This window comes from Hyphomicrobium sp. 1Nfss2.1, assembly GCF_965243865.1.
In the GTDB taxonomy this organism is placed as follows: domain Bacteria; phylum Pseudomonadota; class Alphaproteobacteria; order Rhizobiales; family Hyphomicrobiaceae; genus Hyphomicrobium_A.
On sequence record NZ_OZ251603.1, the window covers coordinates 682,411 to 704,089 of the forward strand.

A 21,679-nucleotide genomic window follows, 5' to 3' on the forward strand; every position below is an offset into this window, starting at 1 on the left:
ACCGCGTTGGCTACCCCGCCCTGGGTCGAAGGCGAAAATTCTGATGCGAAACATGCTGCGTTATTTCTTCTCGTTCCTCCTGCTGCTCGCCGCCTTCATCTGGCTCAACAACACCTCACTGCTTTCGCGACGGCTCGACGAGGGCCCGACCCTGCTTGCTCACCGCGGCCTCGGTCAGACTTTCACGCGCGAAGATCTCGACGCGCAGACCTGCACGGCAAGCCGCATTTACCCACCCGAGCACGAGTTCATCGAGAACACGCTCCCATCGATGCAGGCCGCGTTCGCCGCCGGCGCCAACATCGTCGAATTCGACGTCCACCCGACCACCGACGGGCACTTCGCCGTCTTTCACGATTGGACGCTCGACTGCCGGACCGACGGCAAGGGCGTGACGCGCGAGCACACGCTTGCCGAACTGAAAGCGCTGGACATCGGCTACGGATATACCGCCGATGGCGGCAAGACCTTTCCATTCCGCGGCAAGGGCATCGGATTGATGCCGTCGCTCGACGAAGTGCTGGCGGCGTTTCCCGATAAGCGCTTCCTCGTTCACATCAAGAGCAACGATGCGAGCGAGGGCGACAAGCTCGCCGCCTTCCTTTCACACCTCAGCTCGGACGCACGCGGACGGCTCATGATCTACGGCGCAGCGCCGCCCATCGAGGCCGTGCATGCAAAGCTTCCCGATATCCGGTACGGCTCGAAGACGTCGCTCAAGGCCTGCGCGTTTGACTACATCAAGCTCGGCTGGCTCGGACAGGTACCCGCGGCGTGCCGGTCCGGGTTGATGCTCGTCCCGAGCAACATCGCGCCCTGGCTGTGGGGGTGGCCAAATCGCTTCCTGCAGCGGATGCACGAGGCCGGGGTCGAGGTCTTCATCCTCGGTCCCCACGATGGCGGGCAGTTCTCTACCGGCATCGACGAGCTGCAACAGCTCGAAGACTTACCGAGCGGCTTTAGCGGCGGCATCTGGACCAATCGCATCGACCGCATCGGCCCCGCCGTACCAAAGCGAGCAGCCGTCGCGAACGGCCGTTAGCTCATCTTCTTGATCTGACTGGCGCGCAATCCGCGCGTCGGCCGCCCGGCGGCACCCTGCAACTCCTCGCGGAACTCGTCGCGCTTTTCATGGATCGATGCGATCACCGGCCCCGTCGGCACGCCGAGACCAACCAGCGTCGCCTCTGAAAGCTGCAAGCTCGCCTCGATCGTCTCGGGAACGGCATCGGTCACGTTCTGCTTGTAGAGATGCCGCGCATGTTCGGCGTCGCGCGCGCGGGCAACGATGAGAATATCGTCGCGCAACTCGCGCACCGTGGTGACGATCTCGCTGACAGCTGAGGCCTTGTTGATCGTAATCACCACGCCCTTTGCCTCGTCCAGGCCGCAGCGTTTCAGGAACAAAGGATTCTTGGCATCTCCGTAGTATACCGGCAGCCCCTTCGCACGGCCGCGCGCCACCACGGCCGGATCGCGCTCGATGATGATGTGCTTGATGTTGTGCCGCGTGAGCATGTCGGACACGAGACGCCCCACGCGCCCAGACCCGATGATGATGGCATCGACGCGCTCCTGTGGCGGCAGCACTGCCACCACGGGATTTACATCCTTGGCAGTAAGACTTCCCGAGAGCCGCCGCGCGAAATGATCGAGCACCGGGACCAGCGCCATCGAGAACGAGGTGATGGCAAGCACCAGCGCGCCGTTCTCCTCTGAAATAATGTGGCCGACCATCGCTAGCCCGATCACGATGAAGGCGAACTCGCCCCCCGGGCCCAGCAGCACCGCTGTCTCGATGGTGGACGGCCAAGGGATACGGAATAGTCGCAACAGTCCGACAAGCACCCCGCCCTTGATGATCAGCAATCCCGCGATGCCGAGCAAGATTGGCAATGGATCGGCGAACAGCGCAGGAATGTTGAGGCTCATCCCGACGGAGAAGAAGAAGACGCCGAGCAGAAGCCCCTTGAACGGATCGATCGTCGCCTCGATGGCGCGGTGATACTCGGTCTCGGACAGCAGCAGGCCGGCCATGAAAGCGCCCAAGGCCATCGACAACCCCGCCGCCGCCGTCACCAGACCACTGCCGACGACGACGAACAGTGCCGCCGCGACGAACAACTCCGTCGAATCCGCTGACGCGACGAGCCGGAAGAACGGCCGCAGCAGCCACGTACCGATCACGCCGATCACCACGATCACCAGCACCGCCTGTCCGAAGGCTTGCGCCAGTCCGCTAAGCAAACTCCCCTGATGGTCCGGACCGAGGATGGAAACGAGGAACAGCAGCGGGACGACAGCAAGATCCTGCAACAGCAGGATGGCGAAGGACGTACGGCCCGTTGTCGTACTGAGGCGCCCGCGCCGCGACAGGACTTCGATCACCACGGCGGTGGATGACAGCGCCAGCGACAATCCAACGAGAACCGCGGCAGCCGGCTTGGCCCCGAACAGCGCAGCAATACCGCCGATAATGACAGCCGATATCGCCACCTGTGCGGTGCCGAGCCCGAACACCAGCCGGCGCATCGTAATCAGTCGCTTGAGCGACAGCTCGAGCCCGATGATGAAGAGAAGGAACACCACGCCAAGCTCGGCGATCGCACCGAGCCCGCGCTCCTCGGAAACCGTGATCCATTGCAGCGGCGGCAGAACCCATTTGAGCGCGCCGAGCCCGTGCGGCCCGAGCACCGCGCCTGCGATGAGAAACCCTAGAATTGGGCTTAGCCTGAAACGCTGACCGATCGGCACCAGCACGGCGGCAGTGGCGAGGATGATCATCGCCTCCCGGTAGACTGTGAAGTCTGTGCCTTCCGCCGTCATCTATTCTCCCGCATCTGATGCGCGCGCCGCATCAAAGACGCACGCCATCGGGGGACCAAGCCCAGAAACATCCCGCAATTGTGGCAGGAAATGCCATTTCGTCATAGGCGCTGTTGCGCGCTCACGCCGCCTTGAGGCGCTCCTCGATCGCCTGTAGTGCAGCACCTGCGCGCGAGCCGTCGGGGCCACCGGCTTGCGCCATATCCGGCCGGCCGCCACCGCCTTTGCCGCCAAGAGCTTCTGCGCCGGCCTTCACCAGATCAACTGCGTTCCAGGTCTTAATCAGGTCGTCGGTCACGCCGACCGCAAGCCCGGCTTTGCCATCCTCGGTGACACCGACAATGGCAACGATACCGGAGCCGACTTGCTTCTTGCCGTCGTCGATCAGTCCGCGCAGATCCTTCGGGTTGAGACCCTGTACGGTGCGCGCAAGCAGCTTCACGCTGCCCACCGACTTGATGCCGCCACCGGCACCCGCGCCTTCGACGCCACCAGCGCCACCGCCCGACAACGCCAGTTGCTTCTTGGCTTCGGCGAGCTGACGTTCGAGCTGCTTGCGCTCGTCAACCAGCGCCTTGACGCGCTCGGCAACATCCTCCGGACGCACATGCAGCGCCGAAGCGATTTCGCGGATGCGCGCTTCCTGCTCGGAGAGGTAAGAGCGCGCTGCCTCCGCCGTCAGCGCCTCGATGCGCCGCACGCCGGATGCACTCGCCGTCTCGGCGATGACCTTGACGACGCCGATGTCGCCCGTGCGCTTCACGTGCGTGCCGCCACACAGTTCGACAGACCAAGCCTTGTTCGCCGTTGGTCCCGCATCGCCCATCGAAACGACGCGCACCTCGTCGCCATACTTCTCGCCGAACAGCGCCATCGCGCCGGACTCCATCGCGTCATCGAGCGCCATCAGTCGCGTCTCGACGGCCGAGTTCTGCAGCACGATCGCATTCGCACGCGCCTCGACGGCCGCGATCTCTTCCGCGCTCATCGGCTTCTGATGCGAGAAGTCGAAGCGCAGGCGCCCCGGCGCAACCATCGAGCCCTTCTGTGCCACGTGCGGGCCCAGCACCTGCCGCAGCGCCTCGTGCAGAAGATGCGTCGCTGAATGGTTCGCGCGCGTCGCCGAGCGCTTGTCATGGTCGACCTCCAGGTCGACTGTATCGCCGGTCTTGAAGCTGCCCTTCTCGACCGTGCCAAAATGCACGAACAGGCCGCCCGCCTTCTTCAGCGTATCGGTCACGCGGAACAGCGCGCCCTTCGCCCCGACGATAACGCCCTCATCGCCCACCTGTCCGCCCGACTCGCCATAGAATGGCGTCTGGTTGACGATGATCGCGGCCTCATCGCCCGCCTTGAGGCTCTTGGCCTCCTTGCCGTCCTTCACCAGCGCGACGATCTCGCCCGCGGCGCTCTCGGTGTCGTAGCCGAGAAACTCCGTCGCCCCGACGCGCTCCTTCACCTCGAACCAGATCGCTTCAGTAGCGGCCTCGCCCGAACCCTTCCAGGCTTTGCGCGCTTCGGCCTTCTGCCGCTCCATCGCAGCATTGAAGCCTTCCGTGTCTACACCCACGCCGCGCGAGCGCAGCGCATCCTCGGTGAGGTCGAGCGGGAAGCCGAACGTGTCGTACAGCTTGAACGCCGTCTCGCCCGGCAGCACATCACCCTTCTTGAACTTCGCCGTCGCATCGCCGAGCAGGCCAAGGCCCTTCTCCAGCGTCTTCTTGAAACGCGTCTCTTCTAACAAGAGCGTCTCGGTGATCAGCGGCTGGGCGCGCTGCAGCTCGTGATACGTATCGCCCATCTCGTGCACCAGCGCCGGCACCAGCCGATGCATCAGCGGCTCTTGCGCGCCGAGCAGATGCGCATGACGCATCGCGCGGCGCATGATGCGGCGAAGCACGTAGCCGCGCCCTTCGTTCGACGGCAGCACGCCATCTGCAATGAGGAAGCTCGAGGCACGCAGATGGTCGGCGATGACGCGATGCGACGCCTTGTGCTCGCCGCTCGCCTTAACGCCCGTCGCCGCGACCGAAGCCGCGATCAGCGCCTTGAACAGATCGATGTCGTAGTTGTCGGTGACGCCCTGCAGCACCGTCGCGATGCGCTCCAGCCCCATGCCCGTGTCGACCGACTGCTTCGGCAGGTCGAGACGCTCTCCGCCCGGCAGCTGCTCGAACTGCATGAATACGAGGTTCCAGATCTCGACGAAGCGGTCTCCGTCCGCATCGGGCGAGCCGGGGGGACCACCGGGGATCTTGTCGCCGTGATCCCAGAAGATCTCCGAGCACGGACCGCACGGGCCTGTGTCGCCCATCTGCCAGAAGTTATCGTTCGTCGAAATGCGGATGATCTTGTCATCGGAGAAGCCGGTCAGCTTCTTCCATATGCCATAGGCTTCCTCGTCCGTATGATAGACGGTGACCGTCAGCCGCTTCGGATCGAGACCGAAGTCCTTCGTCAGCAGCTCCCAGGCCAGCGGGATCGCCCGCTCCTTGAAGTAGTCGCCGAATGAGAAGTTGCCCAACATCTCGAAGAACGTGTGGTGCCGCGCAGTATAGCCGACGTTGTCGAGGTCGTTATGCTTGCCGCCGGCGCGCACGCACTTCTGCGAGGAGGCGGCCCTGACGTACGGCCGCGTCTCCTGGCCGGTGAACACGTTTTTGAACTGCACCATGCCCGCGTTGGTGAACATCAACGTCGGATCGTTGCGCGGCACGAGCGGCGACGATGGCACGACCTCGTGACCATTCTTCTTGAAGAAGTCCAGAAACGCGCGGCGGATGTCGTTGACGGAGGCCATGGGTCGCTTTCGAAAGCTCGTTTTCGGAGAGGGCGCCTGGTCCGGGCCGGAAAAGACAACCCGCCCGATGTGCCGGCCTATCCGTCGCGGATCGGAAGGCTTGGTGTCAAGCGCCTGCGGCGCTTTCTCCGCCCTTGCGGCGGCGTTGGGCTGCCCAGCTGGCCCAAAAGCCGAGCGGCGCCGAAATCCTCCAGCGCCGCTCCATAACCATCAAATTGGAGGCGCCTCAGCGCTTCGCCCGGGCCGGCTTCTTGCCCTCGTCGTCGGGCAGCACACCATCCTCGTCCGGCTCCTCGCCATCGGCGTCTGGCTCTTCCTCGACCAGCAGCTTGTCGACGATCAGACCGGCATTCGAGCGAACCGCCTTCTCGATCGCACTGGCAATCTTGGGGTTCTCCTTCAGGAACGCCTTGGCGTTCTCGCGGCCCTGTCCGATGCGCTCGCCGTCATAGGAAAACCAGGCGCCCGACTTCTCGACCACGCCGGCCTTGGCACCCAGGTCGATCAGCTCGCCCACCTTGGAAATACCCTCTCCGTACATGATGTCGAACTCGACTTGCTTGAACGGCGGAGCGACCTTGTTTTTCACCACCTTGACGCGCGTCTGGTTGCCGACGACCTCGTCACGCTCCTTGATCTGCCCGATGCGGCGGATGTCGAGGCGCACCGACGCATAGAACTTCAGCGCATTGCCGCCCGTCGTCGTCTCCGGATTGCCGAACATCACGCCGATCTTCATGCGGATCTGGTTGATGAAGATCACCATGCAGCCGGATTTGGAGATCGACGCCGTCAGCTTGCGCAGCGCTTTGCTCATCAGGCGCGCCTGCATGCCGGGTTGCATGTCCCCCATCTCGCCGTCGAGCTCGGCCTTCGGCGTCAGCGCCGCCACCGAGTCGATAACCAGCACGTCGATTGCCCCCGACCGCACCAGCGTATCGGCGATTTCAAGCGCCTGTTCGCCCGTATCCGGCTGAGAAATCAGCAAATCCTCGATCTTGACGCCGAGCTTCTTGGCATAGACCGGGTCCAGCGCGTGCTCGGCATCGACAAACGCACAGATGCCGCCCGTCTTCTGCGCCTCGGCCACGACCTGCAGCGACAGCGTCGTCTTGCCCGAAGATTCAGGGCCATAAATTTCAATGATGCGCCCGCGCGGCAGACCGCCGATCCCGAGCGCAATGTCGAGCCCCAGCGATCCCGTCGAGATCGCCTCCACGTCCATCGACTGGTCGTTGGCGCCCAGCCGCATGACCGAGCCCTTGCCATGCAGCTTCTCGATCTGGGAGAGCGCCGCCTCCAGGGCCTTCAACTTGTCCATCGCACCCCCCTCAACGACCTTCAATTCCGGCCGGTTCGTCATATCGTTCACCTATATGGCAAGCGTCGAGCGTTCTCAAATTCGACTCGAATGTACACTTTTTGTTCTTGTTGGTCCAGCATCTCGTAACCATGTCCGGCGGCGCCTGCAGCGCGCTTAAGTCCCCGGAAACCACGCACCTGCGACGCTTCCCTCACAAGTGTCCCGCGTTCGAGAGTTGCGTCCCGTGTTCTCCATCATCGCCACCGCCGCCAATGGAATGGCCACCCAGACCCAGGCCCAGCGAATCGAGGCCGTGGCACAGGAGATCGCCGCCATCGGCACGACGCCCACGGCAACCCAGCCCGAGCAGACGGGCGGCCCCGTCCGCATCGGCGCCCTCCCCCTCGGTGACGTCACCCCGAGCATCGTCACGCTCGTCGAAGCCGAGCAGGCCTACGAGATGAACGCTCTCGTCCTGGCGACCGCCGTCGGCATGATCGACACCCTCCTCGACGTCGTTCAGCCCGCTGCCTACGACCGCCGCCGCTGATCGTCCTCTACCGCCCGAGAAACAAAGCGAAATCTTTCCGGTGTGCATGGTGGCCAATTGGCCGCAAGCGTACGGCTACAGGCACGCTAAAGTGGGCCATCATTGGGATGAGCCGATTCGCGAGCCGAGATGGCCGACATCGCGACAGTGGCGGAGCAGCTGGCGGCCGAGAAGACGCTGGCCGAGACGCCTGCAGCCGAGTCCGGGAACGAGCCCGAGGACGGGAAGGCTGCGCCCGAGGTGGCGGCAGATGCCGACGCTATCGACGCCAAACCAGAAGCCGTTGACGAAGTAACGCTCATCGGCGCGCTCAACGTCGACGAGCGTATCCGCGCCGGCTCCGAACGTGGCGAGCGCACGCTTTGGGTCAGCGCCGTCTTCGTCACCTTCCTCTACGCCTCGCTGATCGCGGCCCAGGTGATGAACCTCGGCGGGCTCTCCGCCATCGAGCACGAACTCCAGCAACAGCAGCGCGAGCGCGAGCGTATCGGCCAGGGCGCCGACACCGTCAGCGTCGAGATCGTCCCCGAGCCCGACTTCAAAGCCAAGACGCAGAAGTGGCAGGACGGCGCCAACGGCCCACCGACGCCAGCGCCGCCCCAGCCGCAGCAGCAGGCGGCACTGCCCCAGCAGCAGGTCGAAGAGCAACCGCAGCAACAACCGGAAGAGCAAAAGCCCGAGGAAGAGAAGGCTGAGCCAGAAAAGCCGCAGGAAAAGGAACCCGAAAAGGAAGCCGAGAAAGAACACGACGGTGGCCAGCCGACGCTACCGAGCTTAGAGGCCCTGCTCGACGCCGCCGCCAACGATCTCTCCGAGCAAGTGAAGGCACACTACGATCACAAACCGCGCCGTCCGCAACGCCAGCAGCAGCAACAGCAGGCGATGGTATCCGGCGGTGGCATGAAGGTGCGCGGCGTCGGCGCCGGCGGCAAATCGGACGAGTTCACCAAGAGCGTCATCGACGCGCTAGTGAAGACACGGCCCGGGCCAGTGGCGCTGTGGGGCCGCGTGCTTGTCACTTTCCAGATCACCCAGCAGGGCGATCTGCTCTACGTGCGCGTGCTCCATTCCAGCGGCAACAAGGCGATGGATGATGCGGCGGTCAACGCCATCCACCGCGCCAAGTTCGTCAAACCCCCGCCGGGTCTCTCACCGGACGCACGCACCTACATCATCGACTACGTCTTCGGCTGAGCACTAGAATCACGACATCTCTCCTGTGCAGAACCTGCTCTCCGCGCTGGAGCGTAACGTGCACTGTATTCGGCTCGCCCTCGTCTTCGTGGCGCTCGCGATCACTGCCGCGAAGGCAGATGAGCAGCTTTTCGAACTCGCTAAAAAAGCCGCGAACCCTATCGCCGATCTCGCCACCGTTCCCCTGCTTTACAACTGGGATGGACAGCTCGGCGCCACCCGCGACGGTACGTCGAACTATCTGCGCCTGGAGCCGGTGCTGCCGCTGCACGTGACACCCGGCTGGAATGTCATCACCCGCCTTTTCATGCCCATCATCGAGCAAGCAAACGTCACGCCCGATGGCGTTACGGACTACGGGCTCTCGGGCGTCAACCTCAGCTTCTTCGCTTCGCCCACAGGCCCCGTCGCCCAAGGTTTGTCGGTCGGTTTAGGCCCGGTCGTCGGATTTCCCGCCAGCAACCCGGAACTCGGCTCGCAAAAGTGGAGCTTGGGCCCTACAGCCGCCATCGTATGGCAACCGCCGGGGCCCTGGACAGTCGGATTTCTCACGCGTCAGCTCTGGTCGGTCGGCGGCGACATCGATGAGCCCGAGATCAACGAGCTCTATCTCCAGCCGTTCCTCAGCTACACGACATCAGACGCCTGGACGCTCGGCATCAACAGCGAGGCTTTCTACTATTGGCTCGACGATGAAGCGTCCGTACCCATCAATCTGTCGCTGACCAAGCTGGTCCGCCTCGGAGGCGCTGCACTCAGCATCGGTCCGGCTGTGCGCTATTGGGTCGAGAACCCGAAGACGGATGCGCAGGGCTGGGGCGCACGCTTCACCGCAACGCTCGTCTTTCCCGACGATCCATAGCTTCTCGCTGGATCGCCAGTGGCCCGCGCGCCACAACCGCACGCGGACGAATCAGACAATGTGCGAAGCTTGTGGAAATCCCGCCGAGGGAGGCTTCGAATGCGCGTGCCGATGTTCATGAGCGTCGCGCTCGCGATCTTCGCAACTGCAGCCCGCGCAGACGGCACTCCTCAATGGTCAGCGCAAACGTCTCCTATCAAACCCGGCCCGAGCGGTTGGCATTTCAAGTTCACGCCTTACGCTTGGCTCCCTTGGATCGATGGCGATGCCACCGTCAAAGGCCGTGACTTCTCTATCAACCAGAACCCGGGCCAGGTGCTGAGCTCGCTCGATTTTGCCTGGATGAGCTACCAGGAGGCGCGTCGCGGCGCGATCACGCTGTTCTCCGACGTCATGTTCACCAAGAACTCGGACTCCGACAGCTTCGCCCGCTCACATCAGTTCTCGGCTCACGTTGAAGGCTCCGTCGGCGCAGCGCTTTCCGCCGACTACAAGCAATGGATTGTCGAATTCGGCGGCATGTACGAGACCAACCGCTGGCGCATGAGCCCGGGCCCTGGCGAAGCTGACACCACTCTCGATCTGCTCGTCGGCGGGCGCTATTGGCATCAAGAGCTGGACGTCGACCTATCCCTCGATGGCACGCTCGACATACGCAACCTCGTCATCGAGCGCGGCATCGCACTCGCCCGCTCCGGGGGCGTCGATTGGGTCGATCCGTTTCTCGGAGCGCGCATCGTCTACCAGCACAGCCCTACGGACTCGTTTGTCTTTCGCGGTGACATCGGCGGCTTCAGCGTCGGCAGCAAGCTGACCTGGCAGGCCATCGCCACCTACAATTTCTATCTGGGCTCGCACGCCGCGATCGATTTCGACGGCTATCTCGGCTACCGCGCACTCTCCGTCAACTACGTGCAGGGCAGCGGCATCGACCGCTACGAATTCGACGTGGTGCAGCAGGGTCCCGTCGTCGGCATCACCGGCAAGTTCTAGCAGCGCGACAGCCGCGAAATGTCATCCTCGGCTTTAAGTCGAGGATCCAGCGAGCAACAGACACCATCAGCGAGATGCGATAGGTGGCTCCTCGGGACAAGCCCGAGGATGACGACTTAGACGCCGTGGCGGCAAACTTCGATCCTTACAAACTAGGATCGGCTCTACTTCATCGAACCCAGCATCGCAAAACAATACCCTTTCAAGCGTCGGCGGTTCACCCCGCCTACTCCACCGCCTGCAGCGGCTTCCACGTCGGATCATCGAACTCCTGCGGATAGCGCGCCAGCGCCGCGTCCGCGCGCTGTAGACCATCCATGGCGCTCAACTGCTCGGTCGGCTTCGCCACCGCCCCGAGGCCCGTCACCACTTCTTCCAGCAGCGCTTTTAGCTTGTCGAGCGCCTCTCCCGAAAGGCTGGTCTTTGCCAATATCTTGTCGGCTTCCACCTTCACCTGGGCAGCAAACCGCTGCGCGTGATCGGGCGGCATCCGGCGATGCGTCACCAGCGAATGGTTGGTGATGACGAGACTGCGGATGGCCGCCATGCCGCTCTGCACGGCCTCATCGGTCGGCAGCGGCGCTATAGCAAAGCCAGCGCGCGGCACGATCTTCTCGGCAGCGGAAAGCGCCGGCGCCATAAGGCCGCCCATCAGCGCAAGAACAAGCACACGAAGAATGGACGTCATCGAAAGGGCCTCCCCGTTGGACCATGATCGCCCCGGACCTTATCAGTCGGCAGCGCAAATCATCGGTCCGAAATAGCAGCTAGAGCACGTCGCCGTTCCGGACGACTCCCACCGCCCTAGCGGGCGAGCTCCTCTTTCACCTTCGCGGCAAGCTGCGGCAGTGAGAATGGCTTCGGCAGGAAGGCGAAGTTCTCATCACCCAGCGCAGCCTTGAAAGCATCGTTGGGGTAGCCCGACACGAAGATGATCTTAATGTCCGGGTTCTTCTTGCGCATCTCTTTCAGGAGCGTCGGCCCGTCCATCTCCGGCATCACGACGTCCGAAACCACGATGTCGATCTTACCCTTGGTCTTCTCGATCACCTCGAGCGCCTCGACGCCGCTGCCCGCCTCCAGCACCTTGTAGCCCTGGCGCTTCAGCGCCCGCGCCGCGAAGTTGCGCACAACCTCTTCGTCTTCGACCAGCAGCACACGGCCGGTACCGGTGAGGTCGGCAGCCTTCTGCTCCTTCTTGCGCTCCTTGACGACGACCACATCCTCGTCGGCATGGTAACGGGGCAGGTAGATGCGGAACGTCGTGCCCTTGCCCTCTTCGCTGTCGGGATAGATGTAGCCGCCCGACTGCTTCACCATGCCATAGACCGACGCAAGACCGAGGCCCGTACCCTTGCCGATCGCCTTCGTCGTGAAGAACGGCTCGAAGATCTTGTCCATCACCTCGCGGCTCATGCCGTGGCCGGTGTCGCTCACCTCGATCAGCACGTACTCGCCCGGCGTGAACTCGCGGTTCTCGAACTTCTGCGTCTCGCGCTCGGGAACGTTGCGCGCCTTGATCGTCAGCGTGCCGCCGTCCGGCATCGCATCCTTGGCGTTGGTGATGAGGTTGAACAGCGCCTGCGCGAACTCATGCTTGTCCGTCATCACATACCAAAGATCGGGCGACGTCTCGATCCGCAGCTCGCTCTTCTCGCCGAGATAGCGCTTCAGCAGCGAGGACTCATCGCTCAGCACCTCACCGAGGCTGACGACCTCGTTCTGCAGCGTCTGCTGCCGCGCCAATGCCAGCAGCTTGCGCACCAGCTCGGCTGCGCGGTTGGCGCTCGACTTGATGTTCATGATGTCTTTGTAGGCGACATCCTTCGGGCGATGCATGGTCAGCAGCATGTCCGAGAAGCCGAGAATGGCCGTCAGCATGTTGTTGAAGTCGTGCGCAATGCCGCCCGCCAGCTTGCCGACGACTTCCATCTTCTGGCTCTGCGCAAAGCGCGCTTCCAGCGCCTTCTGCTCCGTCGCATCCACCACGTAGAGGATAGCAGCCTCACGCGCGCCACCACTGGCGAACGGGCTCATGTAGACGCGCGTGACGATCTCGCGCTTGCCGCCCGACGTGATATCGATCGGCACGTTGTGCACGCGGCCAGAGATGACCTTCTTCAGGCCCTCTTCCACCGCTGCACGCGTTGTCGTGTCCGCAGCGCGGGCAAGTGCATCGACAGCCGAGACGCCTGTTCCGGCAGCGCCGTCGAGCGCCATCCTGCAGAACGCTGCGTTGGCGCTGACGATGCGGCCATCCGATCCGAGCATCGCGATGCCAAACGGTGCCGACTGGAAGAAGCGGGCAAAGCGTGCGCCGGCAGCATCTCCCTTGAACTCCGCTGCAGCCTCGCCGGCGATATCGACGACGGCAACCGTCAGCCCCCTGCCACTCGGCACCGTGCGCGCCAGCAGCCGAGCCGGCATCACCCGGCCGTCCTCGCCGGTGAGGTCGATATCGATTGTCTGCAACTCGTCCGGCACGCCGCCCGTAAGCCGCGACAACAGCTGCGCGCCGTCACCGGAAGCGATATCCGCCAGCGTCAGCTGCTGCTCGATAACGTTGCGCGGCGTCCGGCCGATCCAGCGAGCCAGCGTCGAGTTGACGTGCAGCAGCGATCCATCCGGCCCGACCGAGGCGAGCCCGATCGGCGCGTTGTCGAACTGCGCAAGCTGCACCTCGACGCCGGCCACGCGATCCGATTCACGGCGCCGCTCCGCCGTGACATCGCTCAGCCGCCAGACGACGAGCCCCGGCGCGTCGAGGTTCAGCGCGTCCGGCACTGCACGCACCGACAGTTGCAGGTTAATTCGATTGCGCGTGCCGCCCGCGCCGCGGGTTACGCAGAATTCCTCGAACAGCTCTTCGCCGCGCTCGGCCGCGCGCGTCAGGCGGAACAGCGCCGCGCTCGCTCCGGCATCGCGTGCCATGAGCTGCTGCAGCGCCGTCAGCGCGTCGCGCTCCCCGTCACCGACGATGTCATCGAACGCGGCGTTCGTGTACCGCGGCACGCCATCACGATCGGCGATCATCACGCCAACGTCCATCTCGTCCGTCGCCGCCATGACGACGTCGCCAAGGGGCGTGCGCTGACCGAAGCGAATGAAACCGGCTGAATATGCGAAGAGGGCGAACAGTCCGACAGTCGCCAGCGCCACCAGCATGGTGACGAGCACCGGCGTTCCCGCGCCGCTCGCCACGATGCCGAATGCAATCAGCGCACCGAGGACGACGACGCCCACGGTCGGCAGGTAACTGCTCAACCCCTGCATCTGCGTGACGGTATCAAATGGAGCGGACGGCAGATCGATTGCGTCGTGCTCTCGCATACGCAGGGAAGCTATATGATTCTGACTGGTGGAGGCGTGGGGCGCCGGCATGAGCGATGTACTCTGTACGCATTACACACAAGAAGCTTCGCACCGAAGTTTACCGCGTCTGACTGGCATCAATGCCCGTATTATGCCCGCGCGGGGCTGTTTCGGTTGCGGCGCTTTACCCGTCAACAGTTCAATCATTAGGGTTAAAATCGCATAAATTCGCGGCTATACCCGGGAGTGGCGCTGACCGATGCAATGACGCCATTCGAAACTGCGAACGATCCTCGCATCTTACACTCGCGAAGTGAGAAATGACGGAAGTTCTGCTGCGTGTTCTTGTCGTCGCTTTCCTTGCTGCTGCCATTGTTGCGGTGGCAGTCATCGTGCGCAAAATGATGCGGTCACGCGGTCTCACCTCTCTGCTCGCACCCAAGGCGCAAAAGCGCCTCGAGGTTATCGATCAGGTCACGATCGACGCCAAACACAAGCTTGTCCTCATCAGACGCGACAATGTCGAGCATCTGCTCTTGACGGGCGGTCCCATAGACATCGTGATCGAGACCGGCATTGGCGCGCCACGCGAGGCGAGCGAGACGACGTCCCCGCCGTCGCTCCGGCAACATCCGCCGCATCCGCTCGGCGTAGCAGCCGAGTGACGACCGGCCAAACCACGGCCATTTGATCTGTTTTCGCGCCGGAGGCCCCTGATGCGCTCACCATCGTCGCTCAAAACTCTGTTCGCCACGGCGCTCTGCCTCGCCGCCATGGCAACGGCGACGATATCGGCCCAGACCGCAGCTCCGGCCGCGCCCCGAGCCACCCCGCAGGCTCCGCCCGTCGCTGCACCGCCAACCCCAGCTGCACCGAAACAAGCAGCGCCCGCCGCACCGCCTGCCCAGCAGGCGCAGACACCCGCGCAGGTTCAGCCGGCACCGGCAACGCCCCCGGCCAACCCGGCAGCGCCCAGCGCGGCACAGGCGCCGGCACAAGCCCCCGCATCGCCGCCAGCCCCAGAAGCAACGCCAGTCCTCCCCGAACCGAAGGCCGCCGGCATCCCGGTCGAAGAGCTTGTTCGCCCGGTCAACAACCTTGCTGGTGAGATCGACGCGGCCGAGAAAAATCTCGAGCAGGCTCCAGGAAGCCAAAGCGACCTAGCCACACTGCGCGGCAAGATCGAAAAGATCTCCACCAACGCCAAGAATGCCGGCGAAAATCTGAAGCCCGCACTCGCCGAGGTGCGCTCGCAGATCGACAAGCTCGGAGCGCCGCCGAAGGAAGGCGAGCCGCCCGAATCGACCGACGTCGTAGCAGAGCGCCAGCGGCTCAATGCCATTGCCGCCCAGATCGACGGCGCCATCAAGAAGGCGGCGCTCATCGAGCTGCGCGCACGCCAGCTGGTCAGCCGTGTCCAACACGCCCGCCAAGGCATCTTCACCCGCTTCCTGCTGCGTCAGACGGACACGCCGTTGCAGTGGCGCGTCTGGGCGCAAGCCGCCGACCAGGTGCCATTTGCCCGCCGCCAGCTCAGCTCCGTCCTCGCCAATTGGTGGTCCGCCGCCAGCCTCAACGGTTGGGGGCTCCTAGGGATCATCGGGACTGCCCTCGGCGCGTATCTTGGGCTGCGTTACTTGCGCCAACGCATCTTGCGCAGGCAGCTCGACGAGGGTGGGCCATCGACGCCGTCGTTGCCCGAGCGCGCTGCCGCCGTCGCCTGGGTTGCGCCGCTGCTGGCGCTGCCATCCGTGGTCGCGCTCATTGTGCTCTATGCGGGACTGGACGAGCTTGGGCTGCTGTACTGGCAGGTGGAGCGCTTTGCCACTGCTGCGCTGTTCCCGCTGTTCGTCATGATCGCGATATTCGCGTTCACGCGCGCGCTTCTCCAGCCGCGGCGCCCACGCTGGCGCATCTTCGACCTCGACGATACCGGTGCACGGCGCGTCTGTTACGCCGTCCAGGGAATCGCCGCCGTCTACGCCCTCGACTACATGTTGCAGCGGCTTATCGGCATTCTTGCGCTTCCCCTCTCGACCAGCATCGTCGTCGCCTTCATCGCCAGCATCCTTTACGCGCTGCTGCTGTTGTTCATCGCGCGCACGCCCTTCACATCGCCGACCAGCATCGTCAGCACACCCGTCTCACGCTGGTCGCCGGTTTGGCTCAAGGCCTTGATCGTCGGCTTGGCAATCGCGCTCCTCACCATGTCGATGCTGGGCTACGTCGCGCTAGGGCGCTTTTTCCTGACGCAGCTGCTGACGACGGGCGCGGGCATCCTCGCCGTCGCCGTGCTCTACATCGGCATCGCCGCGCTGGTGCCTGGACAGACCGGTCCTTCGACCGGCATGAGCGCCATCATCGAGGAGCGCTTCAGCCTCGACGAATTCGGACGCACCCAGCTCGCCCGCATCGAGCGGGTCCTCTTGACGATCGCGCTGTTCGCCATCGCTCTGCCACTGCTGCTGCTGTCATGGGGACTATCAGTCACCGACATCACCAGCTGGGGGCGCGCCGTCCTGTTCGGGTTCGAGATCGGCGGACTACATATCTCGCCTGCACGCATCTTCGCCGCGCTGGTCCTCTTCGTGCTGTTGCTGGCCGTTACCCGATTTGTTCAGCGCTGGCTGGCCGCTGGCGCCCTCTCCCAGGGCCGTATCGAGTCGGGCCTCGCCAACTCCATCTACACCGGCGCCGGCTATATCGGCTTTGCCGTGGCCACCCTGGCAGCCATCTCCTACGCCGGCTTCGACATCACGAGCCTCGCCATCGTCGCTGGTGCCCTGTCGGTCGGTATCGGTTTCGGCCTCCAGTCGATCGTCAACAACTTCGTCTCTGGCCTGATCCTTCTCGTCGAGCGCCCCATTAAGGTCGGCGACCGCGTCACGGTGAACAACCAGGAAGGATTCGTTCGTCGCATCTCGGTGCGCTCCACCGAGATCGAGACCTTCGATCGCGCCAGCCTGATCGTGCCGAACTCTGAGTTCATCACCACCACCGTGACGAACTGGACGCATCGCAATGCACTTGGCCGCGCATTGGTGCGCGTGAGCGCCGGCTACAATTCCGATCCCGAACAGGTGATTGCACTGCTGCTCAAGGTGGCGTCCGAATGCCCGCTTGTGCAAAAGCACCCCCCGCCCTGGGCGGGCTTCGACAACTTCGGCGCCGATGGGCTCGACTTCATCCTTCTTGGCGTCGTAGGCGACGTCAACAAGGTCGGCGACGCGCGATCCGATTTGCGCATCCGCATCTTCAAGGCGTTCAAGGCCGCCAACATCGAAATACCGTTCCCGCAGCGCGACATCCACGTGCACCACATCACGCCCCCGGATGACTATCCGGATGTCTTCGCGCCGTCCGCAACTAAGCCTGAGAACGAGCAAGGCCGGCTGGGCACCGCAGAGCAGCGCCAGCCGGAACCGAGCGTCGAGAAGCCAGCGAGAGAAAGCTGAGATAGGGGCGCGCGAAACAGCGGAACCTGCGAGCGCGTAAGCTGGCATTGATTGCCCCGCACGCTTCCCGTCCGAGGCCTTCATCGGTCACAAGCAAGGATGAAGGGCGCCACCGCCGCCCTCGATCTCAGTCCTCGCGGTAGACCCGCTCGCGGCGCTCATGGCGCTCTTGCGCTTCGACAGACAGTGTCGCGATCGGACGCGCATCGAGCCGCTTCAGGCCGATCGGCTCGCCCGTCTCCTCGCAGTATCCGTAGGAGCCGTCCTCGATCCGCGCCAGCGCCGCATCGATCTTCGCGACCAGCTTGCGCTGGCGATCACGTTCGCGAAGCTCCAACGCCCGATCGGTCTCGGATGTCGCCCGGTCGGCAAGATCGGCGTGCTGCGTCGATTCCTCGTGCAGCCCCGCAAGGGTTTCGCGGGCCTGCCGGATGATCTCGTCCTTCCAGGCGAGCAGCTTGTTGCGGAAGTACATCCGCTGCCGCTCGTTCATGAAAGGCTCGTCCTCGGATGGACGGTAGTCAGGTGGCAGCACAATCGACGAAGACTTGGCGCGTGCCGTCATCTTTTTCCCCGCAACCTTCTGCTTCTCGACACCCTGTCTCTCGACAGTCTTTTTGTCACTCGCCCCGGAATTCGCAGCAGCTCTTGTCTTGGGGGGCTTGCCGGCAATGCTTTTCCCTGCCGCACGCACCGATGCAGCGCGGCTCACTGAGGAAGCTTTCGCCTTTACAGGCGTCTTGGCGCTTCGCTTGCTCATCCGTGCCTCCACGAGGCTTGAAGAGAACGGCCGGCCCCTCAACCGGCGGTAACAAGCTGCTTTAAGCGCCTCCTATTGGCGGCAGGAACGACGTATGTCAAGGCGTTCTGAGAACAGACTTAAGTTGCGGCAGTGGAATGAAAAAGGCAGCGCCTGCGAATCGGTCGACAAGGCAGGCATCCGCTTGCAAAGCAGGCACGGTGGGGCGTTGCGGCATCACCGCACCCCGCTCGACCTTGCCGCCCGCTCGCCCGGAACACTAATGTCGACAAAGCCGTGAGGCCGGCCGGGCCTCCGATCACAAAGGATCCTTCCCCGCCGATGAAGTTCGAAGGAACGCGCCGCTACGTGGCGACCGACGACCTCAAGGTCGCCGTCAACGCCGCCATCACCCTCTCCCGCCCCCTCCTGATCAAGGGCGAGCCGGGAACCGGCAAGACCGCCCTCGCCATCGAGGTGGCCGAGGCCCTCGGCGTGCCCATCATCGAGTGGCATATCAAATCGACGACCAAGGCCCACCAGGGCCTTTATGAATACGACGCCGTCTCGCGCCTGCGCGACAGCCAGCTCGGCGACCCCCGCGTGCAGGACATCAAGAACTACATCAAGCGCGGCAAACTCTGGGAAGCCTTCACCCACGAGGCGCGCCCGGTGCTGCTGATCGACGAGATCGACAAGGCCGACATCGAGTTCCCCAACGACCTGTTGCAGGAGCTCGATCGCATGGAGTTCTTCGTCTACGAGACCGGCGAGACCGTGAAGGCGCACAACCGCCCCATCGTCATCATCACCTCGAACAACGAGAAGGAGCTGCCCGACGCCTTCCTGCGCCGCTGCTTCTTCCACTACATCAAGTTCCCCGACGACGAGACCATGCGCCAGATCGTCGAGGTGCACTTCCCCGGCCTCAAGGGAAAGCTCGTCTCCGAGGCGATGCGCATCTTTTATGACCTGCGCGACATGCCGGGCATCAAGAAGAAGCCGTCGACGTCCGAGTTGCTCGATTGGCTCAAGCTGCTGCTGAACGAGGACGTCTCCGCTGATACCCTGCGCGAGAGCGACAGCCGCAAGCTGATCCCGCCGCTCGCCGGCGCCCTCCTCAAGAACGAGCAGGACGTGCACCTTTTCGAGCGCATCGCCTTCATGGCCCGCCGAAGGGGGGAGTAGTTTCGCAAGGGGGCGTGATGGTCGAGGTCGCTGATGGAAAACCCGTTCACTGCATTGAACTCGTCACGGGGAAAGGTCTGACCGGAACTCTGCTTGTTTCAGAGGAAACGATTTGCGCTTCGATCTATAGCTATACGGATTTTTTCTACGTCAAAGGCGAGCCGATCGTACTGCGTAGTGCGACCAACGAGATCGTGTCGCTGCATTCCAACATCACAAGCAGTCCGGGCGACCGCTCGCGTCTCATCGACCCGAAGTACACCACGTACTGTCAGGAAATTCTGTCCAACCTTGCTGTCGTTGGGCACGATCCGTGGACGACCGAAGACAGGATTCGACACGTTAGCTTCAGCGTGAAGCACTGTACGGACCTCATGAGTCATCTGGAAAAACTAAAGGCCCTTGGCTCCAACAGGTATCCGACAGACGATCAGCTGCGAATTTTTTCGGATACCGCGGGAGAGCTTACCGTCAAAGCCGGGTACGCCGCGACCTACGGGATGGACTTCGATTCGCCAACGCAATTTGGGCCAGTCTTCGAGATCGAATTCAATCGAGCGCGAGACATCCGCGACTACATCTCGAGTGTCTCCGACTATGTGAGCTTCCTATCGTTCTGTCTTGGGGCGCCACTCAAACCATCGTCGATCCACGTCGACCGACTGTCGTCGGAAGAGGTCAAGAGTGCAATTGAGGCCCACACATATCCCGGCGACCATCGTGTCCACTACGTCTGGCCAGAAGAGGAAATTAACACGCGGGATCTGTGGCTCGGCGGCTCCCCTTCTATTTCGCGCAACGATGCCGAGCTAGCCGCGCTGCGGGCCTGTCTGGTCGCATGGATGAACCGGGCACATACTTGGGAGAAGTCCTATTCTCTGATGATGACTAGCCTCAGTTTGAGGAATGTAAGTTCACCTGAGCGACTGATCAACGCCTGCCGTTGGTTCGAAGACATTCCCATCGCTCAAACGAACGACCTGCTCTCCCAAGAGGAAATTGATCAAATTGCCGGTGTTGCGAGCAGGAAAGCTGAGGAACTCGGCCACTCAGAGCTCAGCATTGGCCGTATCGCTGGCGCAATTAGACTCGTCAGGGCAGAATCCGTTGAACAAAGGTTCGCGCGCCTCGTAGCGATGGTTGAAGCTAAGTTCGGTCGAGGTGTCCTGGGAGACGAGCCCGTCGTGCACCTAAAGCGCGCGGTCCAACTTCGTGGCAAAGTGGCCCACGGACACTTTACCGCCAAGGACCAATCTGAATTTCGCTCCTTCTCAAAATGCACGCTTGCGATGGAGGCGCTCTGTTATCTTCTGAGCGCTTACGACTTACCAATCTCCAACGACGGCATCTCAAGAATTGGGATGAATCCCATAGTGCGTGATTATCGCAATGCATATTCATAGTCTCAGCCAAGCTGTTGGGTCCGGCCGCTTCCCAGCCTTGACCCGCCCCCTGTTGGTGCTGCTACTGGCTTTCGGACCGCATCGCCTCGGCAGGGGGAGTAATCGATGACCGAGGCCCAGACAGGCAACCAGACCGGCAAGACGTATACGATCTCAGATACCGCCAACTGGGTCGCCTTTCACCGCGCGGTTGAATCGGCCCGTCCCGACGCCGTCTTTCGCGATCCCCTGGCCGAACGCCTGGCCGGCGTTACCGGACCTGAAATCGTTGCGCGTGCGCCCAAGGCCATGCGCAACGGCTGGCCGATCATCGCCCGCACTGTCAGCATCGACGAGATCATCGCCACCGCGATCGGCGAGGGCTGCGACTGCGTCATCAACCTCGCTGCAGGGCTCGACACCCGCCCCTACCGGCTCGACCTGCCCAAAACGCTCACGTGGATCGAGGCAGACCTTCCCGGCCTCGTCGACGAAAAGAACCGGCTGCTGGCGAACGAAACGCCGCGCTGCCAGCTGCAACGCGTCAAGATCGACCTCGCCGACAACGCCGCACGCGCCGCCTTCCTCGATGGCGTGACCGCGGGGCGCCAGCGCGTCCTCGTCCTCAGTGAAGGGCTGCTGATGTACCTGGACGACGCGCTGGTGCGCAGCCTGTCAGATGATCTCAAGCGCGCGGGCGTCAAGTGGTGGGTGTCCGATCAGATCAGCCCCGCCGTGCGTGACATGTTCATGAGCAACATGCAGGACATCCTCGCGAGCGCACCGATGCACTTTGCGCCCGAGAACGGCGTCGCCTTCTATGAAGCTCTCGGCTGGCGCGTGCGCGAGGTCCTCTCCAGCGCCGAGGTGGCCTTGCGCCTCAAACGCCTCTCCTGGCTGATGACTTTGCTCATGCGTCTGCCTCTTCCGCAGCCCGACCCGCGCCGGCTCGGCACGGCTCGCTGGGGCGCCGTCGTGTGGCTCGAGCGCTAAGCTCCGCCCAGCAGCAATCCGTTACCATCCGTGAACGTCGGCGCCATCCGGGCGCCGCAATGGATGAGCGAGATCCTCCCCG

General features: G+C 63.3%; 16 protein-coding genes. 10 read left to right on the forward strand and 6 right to left on the reverse strand.

Features of this window, described 5'->3' with window-relative positions; all coding sequences use genetic code 11:
• The first annotated feature begins 43 nt into the window (after positions 1 to 43).
• Complete coding sequence (locus ACP15D_RS03400; protein ID WP_424956163.1) at positions 44 to 1,042, forward strand: glycerophosphodiester phosphodiesterase family protein; 999 nt, start codon at positions 44 to 46, stop codon at positions 1,040 to 1,042.
• Here ACP15D_RS03400 and ACP15D_RS03405 read toward each other — a convergent pair.
• The 3 genes from ACP15D_RS03405 to recA all read right to left on the reverse strand — a co-directional run bounded on the left by ACP15D_RS03405 (position 1,039) and on the right by recA (position 6,989).
• Positions 1,039 to 2,826: a cation:proton antiporter gene (locus ACP15D_RS03405; RefSeq protein WP_424956164.1), complete on the reverse strand. Its 1,788-nt coding sequence runs from the start codon at positions 2,824 to 2,826 to the stop codon at positions 1,039 to 1,041. The genes ACP15D_RS03400 and ACP15D_RS03405 overlap by 4 nt on opposite strands.
• A gap of 121 nt (positions 2,827 to 2,947) precedes the next feature.
• Positions 2,948 to 5,626, reverse strand: a complete 2,679-nt coding sequence (gene alaS, locus ACP15D_RS03410; protein ID WP_424956165.1) for an alanine--tRNA ligase — start codon at positions 5,624 to 5,626, stop codon at positions 2,948 to 2,950.
• A 226-nt stretch (positions 5,627 to 5,852) separates the two neighbouring features.
• Positions 5,853 to 6,989: a recombinase RecA gene (recA, locus tag ACP15D_RS03415; protein WP_424956166.1), complete on the reverse strand. Its 1,137-nt coding sequence runs from the start codon at positions 6,987 to 6,989 to the stop codon at positions 5,853 to 5,855.
• A 157-nt stretch (positions 6,990 to 7,146) separates the two neighbouring features.
• Here recA and ACP15D_RS03420 point away from each other — a divergent pair, with 157 nt between their 5' ends.
• The 4 genes from ACP15D_RS03420 to ACP15D_RS03435 all read left to right on the forward strand — a co-directional run bounded on the left by ACP15D_RS03420 (position 7,147) and on the right by ACP15D_RS03435 (position 10,528).
• Positions 7,147 to 7,479, forward strand: a complete 333-nt coding sequence (locus ACP15D_RS03420; RefSeq protein WP_424956167.1) for a hypothetical protein — start codon at positions 7,147 to 7,149, stop codon at positions 7,477 to 7,479.
• A gap of 129 nt (positions 7,480 to 7,608) precedes the next feature.
• A complete protein-coding gene (locus tag ACP15D_RS03425) occupies positions 7,609 to 8,673 on the forward strand; it encodes an energy transducer TonB family protein (RefSeq protein WP_424956168.1) in 1,065 nt (354 codons plus the stop codon).
• A gap of 25 nt (positions 8,674 to 8,698) precedes the next feature.
• Positions 8,699 to 9,535 (forward strand): transporter, encoded by an 837-nt coding sequence (locus tag ACP15D_RS03430; RefSeq protein ID WP_424956169.1) that lies wholly within the window; start codon positions 8,699 to 8,701, stop codon positions 9,533 to 9,535.
• 99 nt (positions 9,536 to 9,634) lie between these two features.
• Positions 9,635 to 10,528, forward strand: coding sequence for a hypothetical protein (locus tag ACP15D_RS03435; RefSeq protein ID WP_424956170.1), 894 nt, complete (start codon positions 9,635 to 9,637; stop codon positions 10,526 to 10,528).
• A gap of 226 nt (positions 10,529 to 10,754) precedes the next feature.
• Here ACP15D_RS03435 and ACP15D_RS03440 read toward each other — a convergent pair whose 3' ends face one another.
• Entirely contained in the window at positions 10,755 to 11,216 is a 462-nt protein-coding gene (locus ACP15D_RS03440) for a hypothetical protein (protein ID WP_424956171.1), read from the reverse strand.
• A 116-nt stretch (positions 11,217 to 11,332) separates the two neighbouring features.
• A complete protein-coding gene (locus ACP15D_RS03445; RefSeq protein ID WP_424956172.1) occupies positions 11,333 to 13,858 on the reverse strand; it encodes a response regulator in 2,526 nt (841 codons plus the stop codon).
• A gap of 302 nt (positions 13,859 to 14,160) precedes the next feature.
• Here ACP15D_RS03445 and ACP15D_RS03450 point away from each other — a divergent pair, with 302 nt between their 5' ends.
• Positions 14,161 to 14,505, forward strand: coding sequence for a flagellar biosynthetic protein FliO (locus ACP15D_RS03450; protein ID WP_424956173.1), 345 nt, complete (start codon positions 14,161 to 14,163; stop codon positions 14,503 to 14,505).
• A gap of 51 nt (positions 14,506 to 14,556) precedes the next feature.
• Entirely contained in the window at positions 14,557 to 17,295 is a 2,739-nt protein-coding gene (locus ACP15D_RS03455) for a DUF3772 domain-containing protein (protein ID WP_424956174.1), read from the forward strand.
• Between the two features lie 127 nt (positions 17,296 to 17,422).
• On the opposite strand, the gene dksA is transcribed toward ACP15D_RS03455, so the two are convergent.
• Positions 17,423 to 17,860, reverse strand: a complete 438-nt coding sequence (gene dksA, locus ACP15D_RS03460) for an RNA polymerase-binding protein DksA (protein WP_424959163.1) — start codon at positions 17,858 to 17,860, stop codon at positions 17,423 to 17,425.
• 516 nt (positions 17,861 to 18,376) lie between these two features.
• Here dksA and ACP15D_RS03465 point away from each other — a divergent pair.
• The 3 genes from ACP15D_RS03465 to ACP15D_RS03475 all read left to right on the forward strand — a co-directional run bounded on the left by ACP15D_RS03465 (position 18,377) and on the right by ACP15D_RS03475 (position 21,597).
• Positions 18,377 to 19,222: an AAA family ATPase gene (locus tag ACP15D_RS03465; RefSeq protein WP_424956175.1), complete on the forward strand. Its 846-nt coding sequence runs from the start codon at positions 18,377 to 18,379 to the stop codon at positions 19,220 to 19,222.
• Positions 19,223 to 19,239: 17 nt separating this feature from the next.
• Positions 19,240 to 20,625 carry a hypothetical protein gene (locus ACP15D_RS03470; RefSeq protein WP_424956176.1) on the forward strand — a complete coding sequence of 462 codons (1,386 nt, stop codon included), beginning with the start codon at positions 19,240 to 19,242 and terminating at the stop codon, positions 20,623 to 20,625.
• A gap of 105 nt (positions 20,626 to 20,730) precedes the next feature.
• Positions 20,731 to 21,597: a class I SAM-dependent methyltransferase gene (locus ACP15D_RS03475; protein ID WP_424956177.1), complete on the forward strand. Its 867-nt coding sequence runs from the start codon at positions 20,731 to 20,733 to the stop codon at positions 21,595 to 21,597.
• Positions 21,598 to 21,679 lie beyond the last annotated feature (82 nt).

Excerpts from the sequence above, each read along its gene's own strand:
- ACP15D_RS03400 (WP_424956163.1), top strand. The coding sequence starts at position 44 with ATGCGAAACATGCTGCGTTATTTCTTCTCGTTCCTCCTGCTGCTCGCC.
- ACP15D_RS03405 (WP_424956164.1), bottom strand. The coding sequence starts at position 2,826 with ATGACGGCGGAAGGCACAGACTTCACAGTCTACCGGGAGGCGATGATC.
- alaS (WP_424956165.1), bottom strand. The coding sequence starts at position 5,626 with ATGGCCTCCGTCAACGACATCCGCCGCGCGTTTCTGGACTTCTTCAAG.
- recA (WP_424956166.1), bottom strand. The coding sequence starts at position 6,989 with ATGACGAACCGGCCGGAATTGAAGGTCGTTGAGGGGGGTGCGATGGAC.
- ACP15D_RS03425 (WP_424956168.1), top strand. The coding sequence starts at position 7,609 with ATGGCCGACATCGCGACAGTGGCGGAGCAGCTGGCGGCCGAGAAGACG.
- ACP15D_RS03435 (WP_424956170.1), top strand. The coding sequence starts at position 9,635 with ATGCGCGTGCCGATGTTCATGAGCGTCGCGCTCGCGATCTTCGCAACT.
- ACP15D_RS03440 (WP_424956171.1), bottom strand. The coding sequence starts at position 11,216 with ATGACGTCCATTCTTCGTGTGCTTGTTCTTGCGCTGATGGGCGGCCTT.
- ACP15D_RS03445 (WP_424956172.1), bottom strand. The coding sequence starts at position 13,858 with ATGCGAGAGCACGACGCAATCGATCTGCCGTCCGCTCCATTTGATACC.
- ACP15D_RS03450 (WP_424956173.1), top strand. The coding sequence starts at position 14,161 with ATGACGGAAGTTCTGCTGCGTGTTCTTGTCGTCGCTTTCCTTGCTGCT.
- ACP15D_RS03455 (WP_424956174.1), top strand. The coding sequence starts at position 14,557 with ATGCGCTCACCATCGTCGCTCAAAACTCTGTTCGCCACGGCGCTCTGC.
- dksA (WP_424959163.1), bottom strand. The coding sequence starts at position 17,860 with ATGACGGCACGCGCCAAGTCTTCGTCGATTGTGCTGCCACCTGACTAC.
- ACP15D_RS03465 (WP_424956175.1), top strand. The coding sequence starts at position 18,377 with ATGAAGTTCGAAGGAACGCGCCGCTACGTGGCGACCGACGACCTCAAG.
- ACP15D_RS03470 (WP_424956176.1), top strand. The coding sequence starts at position 19,240 with ATGGTCGAGGTCGCTGATGGAAAACCCGTTCACTGCATTGAACTCGTC.
- ACP15D_RS03475 (WP_424956177.1), top strand. The coding sequence starts at position 20,731 with ATGACCGAGGCCCAGACAGGCAACCAGACCGGCAAGACGTATACGATC.